The 16,514-nt window shown below is 52.0% G+C and carries 14 protein-coding genes; 10 read left to right on the top strand and 4 right to left on the bottom strand.

Features of this window, described 5'->3' with window-relative positions:
• Nucleotides 1-34: 34 nt before the first annotated feature.
• From GRF59_RS20495 to GRF59_RS20450, 10 genes are all read left to right on the top strand, one after another.
• Nucleotides 35-1,207, top strand: coding sequence for a glycoside hydrolase family 88 protein (locus GRF59_RS20495; protein ID WP_160499567.1), 1,173 nt, complete (start codon nucleotides 35-37; stop codon nucleotides 1,205-1,207).
• A 74-nt stretch (nucleotides 1,208-1,281) separates the two neighbouring features.
• Complete coding sequence (locus tag GRF59_RS20490; protein WP_160499566.1) at nucleotides 1,282-3,117, top strand: alpha-L-fucosidase; 1,836 nt, start codon at nucleotides 1,282-1,284, stop codon at nucleotides 3,115-3,117.
• Between the two features lie 561 nt (nucleotides 3,118-3,678).
• On the top strand, nucleotides 3,679-7,494 hold the full coding sequence (locus tag GRF59_RS20485) for a discoidin domain-containing protein (protein WP_237391934.1): 3,816 nt from the start codon (nucleotides 3,679-3,681) through the stop codon (nucleotides 7,492-7,494).
• Between the two features lie 238 nt (nucleotides 7,495-7,732).
• Complete coding sequence (locus GRF59_RS20480; protein WP_341480117.1) at nucleotides 7,733-8,749, top strand: ABC transporter substrate-binding protein; 1,017 nt, start codon at nucleotides 7,733-7,735, stop codon at nucleotides 8,747-8,749.
• A 49-nt stretch (nucleotides 8,750-8,798) separates the two neighbouring features.
• On the top strand, nucleotides 8,799-9,788 hold the full coding sequence (locus GRF59_RS20475; protein WP_423802970.1) for a FecCD family ABC transporter permease: 990 nt from the start codon (nucleotides 8,799-8,801) through the stop codon (nucleotides 9,786-9,788).
• A gap of 1 nt (nucleotide 9,789) precedes the next feature.
• Nucleotides 9,790-10,581, top strand: coding sequence for an ABC transporter ATP-binding protein (locus tag GRF59_RS20470; protein ID WP_160499565.1), 792 nt, complete (start codon nucleotides 9,790-9,792; stop codon nucleotides 10,579-10,581).
• A 110-nt stretch (nucleotides 10,582-10,691) separates the two neighbouring features.
• Nucleotides 10,692-11,195 (top strand): HugZ family pyridoxamine 5'-phosphate oxidase, encoded by a 504-nt coding sequence (locus GRF59_RS20465; RefSeq protein ID WP_160499564.1) that lies wholly within the window; start codon nucleotides 10,692-10,694, stop codon nucleotides 11,193-11,195.
• A gap of 145 nt (nucleotides 11,196-11,340) precedes the next feature.
• Nucleotides 11,341-11,790, top strand: a complete 450-nt coding sequence (locus GRF59_RS20460; RefSeq protein WP_160499563.1) for a DinB family protein — start codon at nucleotides 11,341-11,343, stop codon at nucleotides 11,788-11,790.
• Between the two features lie 79 nt (nucleotides 11,791-11,869).
• Nucleotides 11,870-12,106 (top strand): DUF6953 family protein, encoded by a 237-nt coding sequence (locus tag GRF59_RS20455; protein ID WP_160499741.1) that lies wholly within the window; start codon nucleotides 11,870-11,872, stop codon nucleotides 12,104-12,106.
• Between the two features lie 293 nt (nucleotides 12,107-12,399).
• Nucleotides 12,400-13,629: a family 8 glycosyl hydrolase gene (locus GRF59_RS20450; protein WP_160499562.1), complete on the top strand. Its 1,230-nt coding sequence runs from the start codon at nucleotides 12,400-12,402 to the stop codon at nucleotides 13,627-13,629.
• A gap of 199 nt (nucleotides 13,630-13,828) precedes the next feature.
• Here the strand turns inward: GRF59_RS20450 and mraY are convergent, their stop codons facing one another.
• The 4 genes from mraY to GRF59_RS20430 form a co-directional block, all read right to left on the bottom strand.
• A complete protein-coding gene (gene mraY, locus GRF59_RS20445; RefSeq protein ID WP_423802972.1) occupies nucleotides 13,829-14,770 on the bottom strand; it encodes a phospho-N-acetylmuramoyl-pentapeptide-transferase in 942 nt (313 codons plus the stop codon).
• A 154-nt stretch (nucleotides 14,771-14,924) separates the two neighbouring features.
• Nucleotides 14,925-15,494, bottom strand: a complete 570-nt coding sequence (locus GRF59_RS20440; protein WP_160499560.1) for a DUF4825 domain-containing protein — start codon at nucleotides 15,492-15,494, stop codon at nucleotides 14,925-14,927.
• Complete coding sequence (locus tag GRF59_RS20435) at nucleotides 15,484-16,164, bottom strand: hypothetical protein (RefSeq protein ID WP_160499559.1); 681 nt, start codon at nucleotides 16,162-16,164, stop codon at nucleotides 15,484-15,486. Before GRF59_RS20435 ends, GRF59_RS20440 begins: the two co-directional genes overlap by 11 nt.
• Nucleotides 16,161-16,511, bottom strand: a complete 351-nt coding sequence (locus tag GRF59_RS20430; RefSeq protein ID WP_160499558.1) for a helix-turn-helix transcriptional regulator — start codon at nucleotides 16,509-16,511, stop codon at nucleotides 16,161-16,163. The genes GRF59_RS20435 and GRF59_RS20430 overlap by 4 nt, the downstream gene beginning before the upstream one ends.
• Nucleotides 16,512-16,514: the final 3 nt, after the last annotated feature.

Genomic DNA, 16,514 nt, shown 5'->3' with positions numbered 1-16,514 from the left:
AACGGACTAAAGCACACAGAGGAGGATTTACACAATGAGTGAACAGACTTTAAACCAGACCGCGAAATCCGAGTACGCACAGCTGTCTCCAGCTGTCCAATCCTGGGCTGATGGCGTGTGGAACAAAATCGAGCAAAAGGTCGGGCGGACCAGCCGCCGGATCGGCGTTAGCTGTCCGCATGCTTCCGTGAACGGCGTATATGACGATATGAGGGTATCCTGGTGGACGGCGGGATTCTGGCCGGGCATTCTATGGCATTTGGCGGCGGACGGAGGGCATTCCGAGCTGAAGGCGATCGCCGAACAGTGCGAGGAACGTCTGGATGAGCCGCTGAACGCGCTGGCCGTGCATCATGACTCGGGCTTTATCTGGCTGCTCTCTTCCGTCGCCAATTACCGCATTACGGGCAGTGAGCGCTCGAAGGAGCGGGGACTGATGGCGGCTTCCCAGCTGGCCAGCCGCTTCAATCTGAAGGGCAACTACATCCGCGCATGGCATGACACACAGACTGTGAACCGCGCGGGCTGGTCGATTATCGACACGATGATGAACCTGCCGCTGTTGTACTGGGCTTCGGAAACGACGAACGATCCGCGTTTTCGCCATATCGCCGCCGCTCACGCGGAAACCGTGCTGAAGCATTTCATGCGTCCGGATGGATCAAGCTATCATATTCTCCGCTTTGATCCGGAAACCGGCGAACTGGTGGGTGCCGATGCCGGACAGGGACATGCGGAAAATTCAGCCTGGGCGAGAGGCAGCGCCTGGACGATTTACGGCATGCTGCTTTCGTATCAATATACGGGCAATGAAGAGTTTTTGATCGGATCCAAGCGGGCCGCCCATTTCTTCCTGGCGAATCTGCCGGAGGATTATGTGCCGCATTGGGACTTCCGTGCGCCGCGGAACGCGGACACGCCGCGGGATACATCGGCTGCGGCCTGCGCCGCGTGCGGATTGATCGAGTTGGCGGACTGCCTGCCGGAGGGCGAAGGCCAAATGTACCTGGAAGCTGCTGCGCGTTTGATCCGTGCATTGGATGAACAATACGGCGCCTGGGACCGGGAGGATGAGGAAGGACTGATTTTGTCCGGAACCTCGAACCTGCCTGGCGGAGTGCATATCGATACGCCGCTCATTTACGGCGATTATTTCTTCGTGGAGGCTGTCTCTAAGCTTCGCGGCTCGAAACGGCGGTTCTGGTAAAGAACCCGCGGATACAGAATGCTTTTCACTTGGTAAGGGATATAGAAAAGGACATGGAAAGGGGATCGACAATCATGGGAGATCAGACCGATTTGCAAAAAACGGGTTCCGTTCAACAGGAAGAGAACCTTCTAGACGATCCGCTGCAGGCTCTGAAGGAGGAATCGGGCACCGGACAAGACGATGTTCACGAGCGGCGGATCGCTTGGTGGCGGGAAGCCAGGCTCGGTCTGTTTATCCATTGGGGACCCTACTCGCTTCCGGCAGGCGAATGGAATGGGGAGGAGATCGAGGCTTCTTACAGCGAGCATCTCATGCTGCGGGCCCGCATTCCGGTGCAGGCTTACGAGGAAATGGCAGAGCAGTTCAACCCAACCTCCTTTGACGCCGGCAGGTGGGTCCGGACGGCGAAGCAGGCAGGGCTGAAATATATTATTTTTACCGCCAAGCATCATGACGGGTTCGCCATGTACGACTCGAAGGTTTCCGACTATTCCATCGTCAGGCATACCCCGTTCGGCCGTGATCCGCTGCGGGAGCTGGAGGATGCCTGCCGCGAGGAAGGTCTTGTGCTCGGCATCTACTATTCGCATGCGATGGATTGGCATGATCCCGACTCGCAGGGAAACACATGGGATTATCCGGGAAACATCGGCGCGTATGACGATGTGGAGAGCTGGATTCGCGACGAGGATAAGCGCTCGCGCTTCGACCATTACCTGCATCGTAAATCGCTGCCTCAGGTGCGTGAGCTGCTGACCGAATACGGCAAGGTCGGACTGATGTGGTTCGACTGTGGCGGCAAGCTGACAAGGGAGCAGGGAGAGCTGTTCCTCACCACCGTCCATGCGCTCCAGCAGGATTGCCTGGTGAACAGCCGCGTCTGGAAAAGCCCGCTTGGGGATTATGCCAATACCTCGGATAATCAGCTGGAAACGCGGACAATTCGCCAGGATTGGGAGAACATCATCACGCTCAATGATTCCTGGGGATATAAGAAATCCGACAACAACTGGAAGTCCCCGGTTTCGATCATCCGTCAAATCGTTGACGTGGTCAGCAAAAATGGCAACCTGGTCATTAACGTCGGCCCGACGGGGACGGGGGAATGGGACCCGGTCTCCGAGCAGATTCTGCTGGAGGTGGGAGATTGGCTGCGCGTCAACGGAGACGGCATCTACGGCGCGGGCGCTTCGCCGACCGCCAAGCCATCTTGGGGCAGATGCACCTTAAAGGGACAGACGCTGTATCTGCATGTATTTGAGCCGCCTGCCGATGGCTACTTGGTGGTTCCAGGGTTGCTCAGCCAAGTAAAGCGCATCTATCCGCTTGCAGGCGGAGAAGACCTGGAATACCAGTGGCTGGGAAGCAGCGATCTTGTCGTACGGCTGGTTGCGGGAGAGCTGGAAGCAAAAGACGGCAAGCCTGTTGTGCTGGCCGTGGAATGCTCCGGATTGGTGAACGGGAACGCCGTCAGGCTGCTTATGAACGGTGACGGGGCATCCCATGTTTATGATCTGGGTGTCTTTGAGAGCGAAATCACCGGAACGGCCCTCCGCTACGATACGGGCAAAAAGAACCGCGATAACCTGCTGGATTGGGCTTATCTACAGGATTATGCATCCTGGAAGGTGCGCGTAGCCGGACCTTGCACCTTTGCGGTAAGCCTGGAATACGGCTGCGGTGATGAGGGAGGAGGCTCCTTCCGTCTGGAAGCCCCTGGTCAAACGATTCTTTCGGAGGTTCAGTCGACGGGAGGTCCCTACGAGTTCCGCAGCGTTGAACTTGGCGAACTTCACTTTGCAGAGGCGGGCGAATACACATTGGAGCTGCACGCGGACCGGATTGCGGGAACGTATTTAATGCAGCCGCGCAAGCTGTCGCTTCGGCCTCTACATTCTTCAAATTAAAGAACAAGAAAGAACCCGCCAGAGCATCTTCTGTCGGGTTCTTTCATTTGCCATCCGTTTTCAGCTAAGTCGAATGCCCGGAAAAATCGGAATTTCTAGCAGTCATCGTTCCAGTGTAAGAACAGGAAGACTGCAGGGAATCCTCAGTTTCGTGATCGCCTGCGAACATACCATCTGACATGAAAATCGTACAAACGCGCATCGTCAAAGCCAACAGTCTGACTTATAGTATTGTCACATCTTAATCTCCCCCGTTCGCCCCGATTTGGACACAAATGTTCGGGAGGGCGAACAACTGCGTGCTCTAAGGCGTACAGCATTTTCGATTAACGTTTCAGCTTCAGGCTGCTTAGCCGACTCCCGAAATGTCCTTACAGCACACACACTCCCATCCATCTAAAGATCGACCTGACTTTAACACAAGCTCCTGTTTTGGCACTGAGACGCGCAAAAGGAGGCGATAATAGCGGGGCTGAGGCCAAGCCGCAAAAAAACGAACCTATCAGAACAAGGCAGAAGTATGAAAACGCTTTTCTATATTTGATACCAGGAGGTCCAAGTATGGCTGCAAAGAAAGTTCATGCCTTGAAAAAATCGGTGACAATGTATCTGCTCGTGATGTTGCTTATTCTCGTACCATTTTCCGGCACTTCCGCCGCAATTGCTGATCCCGCTTCACCTGCAGATTCGATTCAAGCTTCTGCAGGAGAATCTGCTGTTTCGGTGCAGCTACCGGAAACCACAATGCCTTCCGCCGATCCACAAAAGGCATCTGACCCCGCCGCGGAGCCGGCATCCGATAATGTTTCCGACCCTGCCGGAGCGAAGCTGACGGCTTCGGATGCCGTTATTGCCGCCGTTGAAGCCGGCAACCTGGCTGCAGGCAAAACGATGACCGCCAGCTCGTATACGCAGACCTATACGGCTTCGAATGCGGGCGATTCCAACGCATCCACCTATTGGGAGAGCAATAACAATGCCTTTCCACAGTGGCTCCAGGTGGATCTTGGCAGCTCATATAATGTGAATAAGGTCATCCTGAAGCTGCCTCCAAGCGGCTGGGAGACGCGCTCGCAGACGCTCAGCGTACAGGGAAGCAGCGACGGTTCGTCTTTCAGTAATCTGTCAGCTTCTGCAAATTATACTTTCAATCCGTCCAGCGGTAACACAGTCACGATCAATTTTGCTTCGGCATCCGCCAGATATGTACGGCTCGTGTTTACGGCCAACACGGCCTGGCCAGCTGGTCAGATTTCCGAATTCGAAGTTTACGGGCAAGCGCCGGCAGGGGACACCACGCCGCCGACGGTTCCGGCAAACCTCGCGTATACTGAACCTTCATCCGGCCAGATTAAGTTGACCTGGACCGCATCTACAGACAATGTCGGAGTCACGGGTTACGACATCTATGCGAATGGGGCCCTCCGTGCGAACGTAGCCGGCAATGTCCTGACTTACACGGACAGCCAGCCTACCACAGCGACCGTGTCCTATTATGTGAAAGCCAAGGATGCGGCAGGAAATGTATCTGCAGCCAGTAACACGGTCACGCGTACCGGTACCGGCGGTGGCGGTGGAACGGGCACCAACTTGGCCCTGAATAAGCCGGTCACCGCTTCCTCGAACGAATACATTTATTACGCCGCCAATGCCAATGACGGCAACCTGACAACCTATTGGGAAGGATCGGGCGGCAGCTATCCGAATACGTTGACCGTAAATCTGGGCGCTAACGCGGATATCTCGTCGATCGTGCTGAAACTGAATCCGGACAGTGCATGGGCCGCACGCACCCAAACGATTCAAGTGCTCGGACACGATCAGAACTCGTCCAATTTCACGAGTCTGGTTTCTTCCGCGCAGTACACGTTCAATCCGGCTTCCGGAAATAGCGTGACGATTCCGGTAAGCGCTACGGCAAGCGCCGTGCAGCTGAAAATCACTGCAAATACCGGTTCCTCCGGTGGCCAAATTGCCGAGTTTCAGGTCATCGGCACGCCGTCCACCAATCCGGACCTGACTATCACCGGCATGTCGTGGACTCCGGCTTCGCCTGTGGAAACAGACGCGATCGTTTTGACCTCCACGGTCAAGAACATCGGCACGTCGGCGTCTGCCGCTACGAATGTAAACTTCTATATTGGCACGACGAAAGTGGGAACGTCACCAGTCCCTGCCTTGGCGGCAGGTGCCTCCGCGAACGTGACCCTGAATCTGGGAGCCAAGGATGCGGGCACGTATGCGGTCAGCTCCAAGGTTGACGAGGATAACACGGTCATCGAGCAGAACGAGGACAATAACAGTTATACGAGTTCAACCTCCCTGGTGATCAGTGCGGTGCAAAGCTCAGACCTGATCGCTTCCTCCGTCAGCTGGTCGCCAAGCAATCCATCGGCCGGTAATACCGTGAACTTCTCCGTCACGGTGAAGAATCAAGGAACGATGGCCTCGGCAGGAGGCGCTCATTCCATTAAGCTAACACTCAGTGATGCTACCACGGGCGCCGTGCTTAAGACGTTGACCGGGTCTACAACAGGCGTTATTGCAAGCGGCGCTTCGGCGGCTCCGGTGAATCTGGGCAGCTGGACCGCAGCCAACGGCAAATATAACGTAAAAACGGAAATCGGCGTGGATGCCAATGAACTGCCTGCGAAGCAGGCGAATAATGTCGCGACGCAATCCTTTTTCGTGGGCCGCGGGGCGAATATGCCATACGATATGTACGAAGCAGAGGATGGCGTGATCGGCGGCGGCGCAGCTATCGTGGGTCCGAACCGCAACATCGGCGATATCGCGGGCGAAGCTTCGGGCCGCAAAGCGGTTACGTTGAATACGACGGGAAGCTACGTGCAGTTTACGACCAAAGCCGATACGAATACGCTCGTCGTCCGTTTCTCCATACCGGATGCTCCGGGAGGAGATGGCATGAATACGACGCTGAACGTTTACGTGAACGGGGTCTTTACGAAGACCATCGATCTGACGTCCAAGTACGCTTGGCTGTACGGCAACGAAACGAATCCGGGGAATAGCCCGTCTGCCGGCTCGCCAAGACATATCTATGATGAAGCCAACATCATGTTCGACTCCAATATTCCGGCAAACAGTACTATCAAGCTGCAAAAAGATGCCGCAAATACTAGCCAGTATGCCATTGATTTCATCAACCTGGAGAAGGTAGCGCCGATTGCGAATCCGGACCCGGCGAAATACGTCGTACCAGCCGGATTTACCCATCAGGACGTGCAAAATGCGCTTGATAAGGTGCGCATGGATACCACCGGCAATCTCGTAGGTGTCTACCTGCCGGCAGGCACGTACCAGACATCGAATAAATTCCAGGTGTACGGCAAGGCCGTCAAAATCACCGGAGCAGGCCCATGGTACACCCGATTTGTGGCTCCGTCCAACCAGACCAACACCGATATCGGGTTCTCGGCGACCTCGTCGGCGAACGGATCGACCTTTGCGAACTTTGCATACTTCGGCAATTATACGTCCCGCATTGACGGGCCGGGCAAAGTATTCGATTTCTCCAATGTCGCCAATATGACCATCGACAACATCTGGGTGGAGCACCAGGTCTGCATGTACTGGGGGGCCAATACCGACTACATGACGATTAAGAACTCCCGGATCCGCAACTTGTTTGCGGATGGCATCAATATGACGAACGGCAGCACCAACAACCTCGTTACCAACATTGAGGCAAGGGCAACCGGCGATGACAGCTTCGCTTTGTTCTCTGCCATTGATGCAGGCGGTGCCGACGAGAAGGATAACGTATTCGAGAATCTGACGTCACTCCTCACATGGCGGGCAGCAGGGCTTGCAGTGTACGGCGGTTACGGCAACACGTTCCGCAATATCTATATCGCTGATACGCTGTGTTATTCCGGCGTGACCATCAGCTCCTTGGACTTCGGCTATGCGATGAACGGATTCGGTGCATCGCCGACGACCAACCTGGAGAACATTTCAATCGTTCGTGCAGGCGGCCATTTCTGGGGCCAGCAGACCTTCCCGGCGATGTGGCTCTTCTCGGCCTCCAAGGTATTCCAGGGCATCCGGGTAAGTGATGTGGATATCATTGATCCGACTTATCACGGTATTATGTTCCAGACGAACTACGTCGGTAACGCGCCGCAAAATCCGATCAAGGATACCATTTTCACCAACATTACGATTTCCGGCGCGCAAAAGAGCGGCGATGCCTTTGATGCCAAATCCGGCGTTGGACTGTGGGCCAACGAGCTGCCTGAGCCGGGTCAAGGTCCGGCTGTTGGCTCCGTCACATTCAATAATTTAAAAATATTGAACACGGTGACACCGATCAAAAATAATACATCGACGTTTACCATCAATGTAAATCCTTAAGAATGAGGAAAGTAAATCTCAAGGCTGTCCCGGGAAGGGGGTTCTCCCTTTCTGCCCGGGCGGCCTTTTTTTTGCGGGGCGGAATATATCGCGGTTGATGTAGTATTTATCCGCATATAGATGAGAATGATAATTTTTCTCATTTAGTATTGTCTTCCCGCCAGCGCCATGTTAGTATGTTTCTTGATGAAACTGATAATCAATATCAATTACATATCTGAGGGAGTGTATCTGCAACGTGAAATACATAAATAGCAAGTGGGGTTACGCAGCTGTACTGATACTTTTAGCGACAACGGTGGCATGTGGCAATGAGTCTTCCACCACAGAAACACCCGTAAAAGAAACAACGGCGGAAGCAGCAACGACCGATACCAAAGCGGATGCGAAAACGGAATCCAATACAACCGACTCTGCGGCCGTGCAAGTAGACGAAACAAAGGCAGCGGAGCTGCAAGCACAGTTTCAAGGGCAGCCGTCCAAAGTCGTAGTAGCATCGGTAGCCATCGCGGAAATCCTGAATGAATTGGATGTGACACCTGTAGGTGTACCGACATCTACGATTGCACTTCCGGAGAAATTCAAAGACATTCAGCCGATCGGTTCTGCGCTGAAGCCGGATGTGGAGCAGGTGACGAAGCTTCAACCAGACGTGGTTTTGGGACCGGAATCGATCAAAGACAGTCTGGAAAAACAGTTTAAACCGGCCTCGCTCAAAACAGCTTATGTGCCTTCCGACTCGCTGGAAGAGCTTAAATTATCCACCGTGGTTCTGGGCCGCGTGTTTAATCAGGAACAGAAGGCAAACGAGTTCATCGCTTCGATGGAACAACAAGAGAAGGATGCCGTAAGCCAGGCTCAAGGGAAAACGGCACCGAAGGTCATGCTGCTGTTCGGTTCGGCGGAATCCTTCATGATGATGAATGAAAATACCTTTGCCGGCAGTATTGCGAAGAAGCTTGGGGCTTCCAACGTCGTAACGGACGTGCTGAAATCGGAAGAAACCTATTTGCCGCTCAATATGGAGAATGTGGTAACAGCCAATCCGGATGTAATCCTGCTTGTGTCACATGGTGATCCAGAGGCTGCCATTCAGAAGTTTGAAGCGGACGTGAAGAAAAACGGCGCATGGGAAAAGCTGAATGCTTTTAAAAACAAACGCGTACAGGCGCTTGATTATAATCTTTTCGGAGTAGCATCCATCGTAAAGGCTTCGGACGCCTATAAAGAAATGTTGGGTCTTTTATACCCTTGATCTAACCTGAGCACATAATGAGACACATTTGAACGGAGGAATAAGAAGGGTGCTGGACACGAAAAAAACAAAAAGCTTTGCCATCAGTACCACCTTTATTCTGCTGATCATTGCCATGATATGTTCCATAGGGCTCGGGAGCGTGAAGTTTTCGCCGGTGGAAATCGTAAAGGCACTCGCCGGATACGGAGAACAGGTATCGGATACGATCTTGTGGGATATCCGTATCCCCCGCGTTTTGCTCGCTGCCGTTATCGGTTTGAACCTGGCGGTATCGGGTGCACTGCTGCAGGCTGTGATGCATAATCCCCTGGCCGATCCCGGACTCACGGGGGTTTCCAGCGGTGCCGCTGTAGCCGTACTGTTTATTTTACTGGTCGTACCGGGGTATTCGTCGTTTATCCCCATCGCCGCGATTGCCGGGGGCGGCGTTGCCGCTGTCATGGTATATGCGCTGGCTTGGAAGAAGCGAGGAATTACGCCGGTAAGGGTTATTTTATCCGGTGTGGCCGTGAACTCGATTTTCGGCGGTATCATCGGCTTGTTATCCCTTCTCTACAGCGATAAGCTTCCAGGGGCCCTTCAGTGGCTTAACGGAAGCATGTCGGGCAAGGGAATGGGAGATTTCACGGTGATGCTGCCTTATTCGGTGATTGGCTGGATTGCTGCTTTGTTTTGCATCCGCAAGGCCAATGTGCTGAGACTGGGAGAGCAGGCGGCGCTGAATCTGGGTGAAAATATCAATCGAATTCGGTTGATAATCTCTTTCGTAGCGGTTTATCTGGCAGCCGTGTCGGTCTCTACAGTAGGTATGATCGGTTTTGTGGGTCTGGTCGTGCCCCATATGGCAAGAATGATCGTCGGATCGGATTATCGCAAAATGCTGCCGATGAGCATGGGACTCGGTGCACTGGTGCTGCTCGTAGCGGATACGGCAGGGCGGACCCTGTTTGCACCACTTGATATTCCCGCAGGGATTGTGATGGCTGTAGCCGGTGGCCCGTATTTTCTGTATTTGATGCGGAAGGGAGACATCTAATTTGCTGGAAGCAACCAACGTAACAATTGGATATGACGGAAAAAGGATCATTCACAATGTGGATTTGCGAATCGGCGAGGGAGAGATGGTGTCCATTATCGGTCCGAACGGTTCGGGGAAATCGACTTTGCTCAAGGGTTTGTCCCGACTGATTCCCTGCGAGAGCGGAACGGTACGGCTTGCCGGCCGTGAACTCAGATCTATGCCCAATAAGCAGATTTCGCAGCTCATGTGCATTCTTTCCCAGTCGAACCAGACGCCTGCGGATATGACCGTGGAGGAGCTGGTGTCTTACGGGCGGCTGCCGCATATGAAATGGTACGGCAGATTATCGCTTGAAGATTATGCGATTATCGACTGGGCAATCGCCCAGACCGGACTGGATGCCTTCCGCAAAAGGTTGGTCGTATCGCTGTCCGGAGGAGAAGCGCAGCGGGCCTGGATTGCCATGGCGCTGGCGCAGCGGCCCAAGGTGCTTCTGCTGGACGAACCGACAACCTATCTCGATATTGCGCACCAGCTAGAGGTGTTGGAATTGGTACGAAGCGTAAACCAGGAATTGGGCATCACAACCGTGATGGTGCTTCATGATCTGAACCAAGCCAGTGCTTACAGCGATTCCATTTGCGTTATTCGCGAAGGACATATTGCACTAACGGGCAAGCCGAAGGAAGTGCTGACTTCAGCGACCATACGGGAGATATACGGCGTGGAGGCAGAGGTAGAATTCGTTCGTAACGCGCAGTATCCGCGCATTCATCCGATCCGCAGGACACAGGTTGCCTCATTATAAGCGAGTGGATCCAAATATCGCTAGAAAAACTTCGCTAAATGCAGCCAGTCTTCTTAAAGAGTTCAATAGAAGCTTGATATACATTACGACTAATGCAGGAGGTATGCATGATGAAAACCATCGATATTGAGACTACTAAGACCCGCTATACGGCTTTTATGGATAGCCGCACCACCTTGATCATCAGCACGCTGGACGAGAACGGGGCGCCTTTTATCAGCTATGCTCCATTTGTGAAAGTGGACGGGAAGCTTTACATCTATATCAGCCAAATTTCTGATCATTACCGGTATGTGGAGGAGAATGCCCAGATTCATGTCATGATGATTGCCGACGAGTCGCAAACGCCGAACACCTTTGCCCGTGAGCGGGCCCGTTTCGCCTGCACGTCGGAAAACATCGGCAATGATGGTTATGAGGATATTTTCGGGGAATTCAATTTGAAGTTCGGCGATAAAATGATGAACATGTTGCGCGGGCTGGATTTTTCACTGTTTGAGCTGACGCCTTTGCATGGAAGATATGTCATCGGCTTTGGTCAGGCATTTGATGTGGATTTGTCCGGGGAACGCTTTGATCATGTAGTGGTCGATAAGAAGAAGGACAAGCAATAGTCATAAGCGAGAAACCGCAAACAGGAATTATTAAAGATCTTAGGCAAGGCTTACTGGCAAGAGTTCACATCATGGTTTTAAGCAAGGGAAAGAGCAAGCAATGAGCAATAAGTAAACTCCAAAATGAGGAAGGAGAGCTGGACTCATGTCGTTTGAAGCCGTACACCCGATTTGGAGAACCGTCCGGGACCGCTTTTATAAATTGGCGCTGGGACTTCGTGAAGAAGAACTGTCTCATAATTTGTCAGGCCAGGGTTCTTCCATAGGCTGGATGCTGCGCCATAATGCCGAGGTAGAGTACATGTTCGCGGAATGGTTTTTTCAAACAGCGCAGCCTGAGGGCGTCGTATATTTAACCAGTGACGGTACGAAGGAGCATCCGGAATACGCGGATCATAAGGAACTGCTTCGATTCCTGGAGGAATCCGACAGACATTTGACGATGGCGATGCGTTCGCTGTCAGAGGAGTCTTGGGATATTCCGGTATCTTCGCCGCTCGGTGTTTCGACCCCGCGCGAGGCACTTGGAAGAGTGCTATACCATAACGGTCTGCACGCAGGCCAAATAGCGCAGATCCGCAAATTTAACGCTTAGTGTCATCCGCCTTGCCAATCGACTTCCGGAACCGATCTGTTATAATAGGTGAACGCAGATGGAAGGGATCGATGTCATGATGGAATATACGCCTCAGCAGGTAGCCGAATGGATGGTTGAGGAGATCAGATTTAAGGGCAATCTGTATCAATCCGATGCTATTCAATATGTGCGCGAAAATTTCGGCGAGGATTTTGTTTTTGTGAACGAGAATGGGAATGCTTCGCTGTCCAAGGAAGTGAAAAAGGCCTTCCGCAAGCTTCATGGAGGCCGGATCGCATGGGATCGCGATGGTTTTATGTGGGCATGGACGTAAGAACGCGGGATGGTTATTAGAAACCCTGGGACATTTGATCCCGGGGTTTTTTCTGTAAAATGTCGATTCGGGACTTTAGATTCAATCTCCCTAAATTCTATTTACAAATATTAGGAATAGTCCTAAACTATGTGTAAGCGTTTTTAAAGTTAAAGCGCTTTAATTTAACAAGGGGGTGAAGGCCGCCATTCATCGTGAATCATCGTCTGATTCATCAGGGTGCAGTACTGCTTTACGGCTTCAAGGTTATGTCATGGATCAAGACCCATTTGAACCTAAAGGAGCGTAAGTTTATGAGAAAAAACAGGAAATTTTCGTTTAGCGGCAAGGCTGTCACGATGTGTTGTCTCGCTTTTCTTCTGATTCCGGCAGGATTCGCTTTCGCCTCTCCTAACAAGCCGTTCCCGCAGCATACGACATATACCAGCGGTACGATCAAACCGAGCAACATCACGCAAAGCGCGATGGACAGCGCCGTCCAGTCCAAATGGGACAGCTGGAAATCGGCTTACTTGAAGCCGGCCGGTACCGGAAAATATTACGTGAAATACGAGTCCAATGGGGATACGGTGTCCGAAGCCCATGGCTACGGCATGCTGGCAACCGTCTTAATGGCCGGTTATGACAGCAACGCGCAGACCTACTTTGACGGACTTTATCAATATTATAAGGCTCATCCAAGCGACAACAACTCGAAATTGATGGCTTGGAAACAAAACAGCAGCTTCCAGAACATCGAAGGAGCTGACTCGGCGACGGATGGGGATATGGACATTGCTTATTCTCTTCTCCTCGCGGACAAGCAGTGGGGAAGCAGCGGCAGCATCAATTATCTCCAAGCGGGCAAAGACATCATTAATGCCATCATGCAAAGTGACGTGAACCAGTCGCAATGGACGCTCCGTCTAGGCGACTGGGCAACGGACAACACTTACAAGAATGCCACCCGCCCATCCGACTTTATGCTGAATCACATGAAGGCATTCCAGGCGGCAACCGGCGATACGAAGTGGACGAACGTGATCGACAAGACCTATACCATTATCAACTCGCTCTATAGCGGCTACAGCTCGTCAACCGGGCTGCTTCCGGATTTCGTGGTTCTGTCGGGCTCAACGTACAAGCCTGCTTCCGCGAACTTCCTGGAGGGATCGAATGACGGCTTCTACGATTACAACTCCTGCCGTACGCCTTGGCGGATCACGACTGACTATCTGATCAGCGGTGATAACCGCGCCCTGAGTCAGCTTGATCAAATGAACACATGGATTAAAGGCAAAGTGAGCAGCAATCCAAGCAGCGTGAAGGACGGTTATAAACTGAACGGTACTGTTACCGGCTCCGGCGGCAGCGGCGCGTTCTACGCACCATTTGGTGTCAGTGCCATGACTTCCTCCGCCAACCAAAGCTGGCTGAATTCCGTGTGGACCAAAACGGCAGGAAGTTCCAATGAAGGCTATTATGAAGACAGCATCAAACTGTTCTCCATGATTGTGATGTCCGGCAACTGGTGGACATATTAAGCGGCATCAGGGAAAATCTCGCATATGCAAGAAGGCCGGGAGAACAGCTCCCGGCCTTCTTTTTTGGTTAAGGAAGAAAAGATGCTCAAAGCATCCGTTGACATCCGATTTCCCAAGTGAACACGGCGATAAGGTAAGAATCTCTTAAGATTCAGCCATTCGGATATTTCTCATATGTATGTTTATCATAGATGAATTTCTACATCAGGAACTTCCAGATCAGCCAGCAGATTAGCACGGATAACCAGGATGTGAAACCGAAAATCATGACGATTTTATTCTCGCTCCATCCGTATTTGAGGCTGAAATGGTAATGGATCGGGGCCATCCGGAACAGCCGCAGTTTGGTCCGTTTGTAATACCACACCTGCAAAATGACCGATAGTTGTTCGGCGAGATACACGAAGAACAGAATGGGAATCAGGATTTCGACCTTCTCAATCACGGCCAAGACGGACAAGGAGCCTCCGATGGCGAGCGATCCGGTATCCCCCATAAAGGCCCGTGCCGGATATATATTGTACAGAAAAAGGCCCAGGAGACAACCGATCATCACAAGCGAGAAGGTTTGCACTTCCGGTTTGTCCGATATCATGAAAAAGAAAAAGTAAGTCGGGATTGCCACATTAATCAGCAGGCCGTCCAAACCATCCGTAAAATTAATGGCATTGGCCGAGCCGACCACGAACAAAAGCATGACAGCTACGTAGGCATACACAGGCAGATGGAGCTGAGTCCCTTGGAAAAATGCAATATCACTGGTCAAACCAAATGAATGAAGCAGCATATACAGAATGACGCCTGTAAAAATGAATTGCAGCACCAACTTCATGCGACCGGAAATGCCGGAGGGATCCTGCCAAGCAGCTTTTTTGAAATCATCCAGGAAGCCAACTGAGCTGAACAATAGGAACGTAACGCAAAGCAGCAGCATCAGCGGTACCGGATGGGATTGCAGCGAGGTCGCTACGCCAATCATCAAAATCAGCCCGGCCATCAGAGGCGTTCCGCGTTTGGCTTGGTGGTCTGCCGGGAGTTCCGAGCGGATTGGCTGCGTGAGCCTCAGTCTTCGAAGTGCCCAAATGAGCATGGGCATAAGCACTGCCACAAGCAAAAAGGATAAGCCGGATATGGCCATCATTCCAAACATGTGAGAAACACCCTATTTCTTCGTTTATATGGTTTTGTTGCCTTATTATATAATTAATTCATCCTGCTGGACAAACATTCCTCTTATGTAGGAAAGATGGAATATCTACGTCCGGCATCATCGTAATTCCATGAGAAAAACCTGTCTACACATCTGTAACGGTAAACAGGTTGTCGATTCCTTTTGTAACATATGCGCGATCTGCGAGAGGTTCCTGGACGGCCGGTTTCCAAATTTTCGGCGAATCGGTCAGAGAGGAAAGCTTCTTGCCGTACCAGTTCTCAAACTTGGTTCGCTTGGCGGTATAAGTGCGGTTATCGAACTTAAACCGGATTTGCTGCAGGTTGTCGATTAGCGCAAACGATGCTGTAGCGTTGTATATCAGTGAGCGTTCAAGCCTTTCTTCATCCAGATCGGCCGTCCCGGCTTGATAGAGAATGTCGGCCGCCAAGCTGTCCGGATGAAGCTCCATTGTGCTTGGAATCTCGTTCAGCGGAAGTGCATGATTAAGGTTGGAGAGATTCGAAAAGTTGCCCATGTACTTGTTCTGATACTTCATGATGCTTTGCAGATCATGCGTCAGCGGGCTTTGCTGCTCGGCAGCATATACCTGCTTGTCGCGGTCCCACTGCGGCAGAACGAAGCCTTGAACCGCGGTAAAAAGCAAAATTCCGGCTGCTGCAAGCAGCAGAATGGTTTTATTTTTAGTCCACATGCCTGCCACCTGCCTCATGTTTCATTTTGAGCCGGAGAGAGGCGCTAAAGATTAGCGGGATGATTATGGTCACTAATGGCCAGGCATAGTGTGCGGCAAGCGTGCCAAATTGGTAAGGGCCTGAAATATGCAGCGGCCTGCCGAACCAGATGTTGCTGCCCATATGAACCGCCGTCGTAGACATCGTCATCGCCAGTACGAATATGCCCCATATGATCCAAGCCAGCGTACGGGAGCGTACCGCAGATGTATGATTGAAACTTGCTGTCTTAGAATCGGCTCCGGCAGCGGAACCGCGGACCAACAAGTAAAGGATGCCCAGTACAACTGCGATGAGCGGCAGCAGGAGGCTGAGATTCTCCGCAACCTGGAAGAGCCGCATCGGAATCGTGATGATCCAGGCGATCAGGCTGTACAGCAGCGCTGTTTGCAGCAGCTCGCTCCGATATTTAACTACCTCATAGGAGGCGGGCTCTTCAACCAATCCTTCAACGCTCGTTATATTGGATTTAGCTGCTTCCACGGCCAGGCTGTATTCCATGCCATCCCCGGTCAGATCCGCAACCTTGGCTTCCAGATTACTCAGAATCTCAGCCTTTAACTCCCGAACCTGCGGCGTGGGCTTGTATCCCGCGAATAATTTTTCCACATGCTCCTGTAATGGATTCAAATCGATTCCTCCCCGGATTCAATCAGCTGATCGATCAATCTTTTGGCGATTTTCCAAGCCTCGACGCTGCGGTGGTACGTTTCTATTCCATGCGGCGTAACCGTGTAGTATTTGCGGCGGCCGCCCTGACTTTCGTTTCCCCAGTAGGATGTGATATAGCCTAGGGATTCCAGCCGCTTCAGGCTCGTATAAAGCGAAGGTTCCTTGAGTTCGTATTGGCCTTGACTGTATTTGAAGATGGATTTAATAATTTCATAGCCGTAATTGTCACCCTCACACAAAATGCGGAGGATAATCGTATCGATATTGCCGCGGATCAGATCACTGCTGATACTGCTTTCGCCCACTCG

This window comes from Paenibacillus dendrobii (genome assembly GCF_009807035.1).
Classification (GTDB): domain Bacteria; phylum Bacillota; class Bacilli; order Paenibacillales; family Paenibacillaceae; genus Paenibacillus_AQ; species Paenibacillus_AQ dendrobii.
This window is presented reverse-complemented; position numbering and strand designations above follow the sequence as displayed.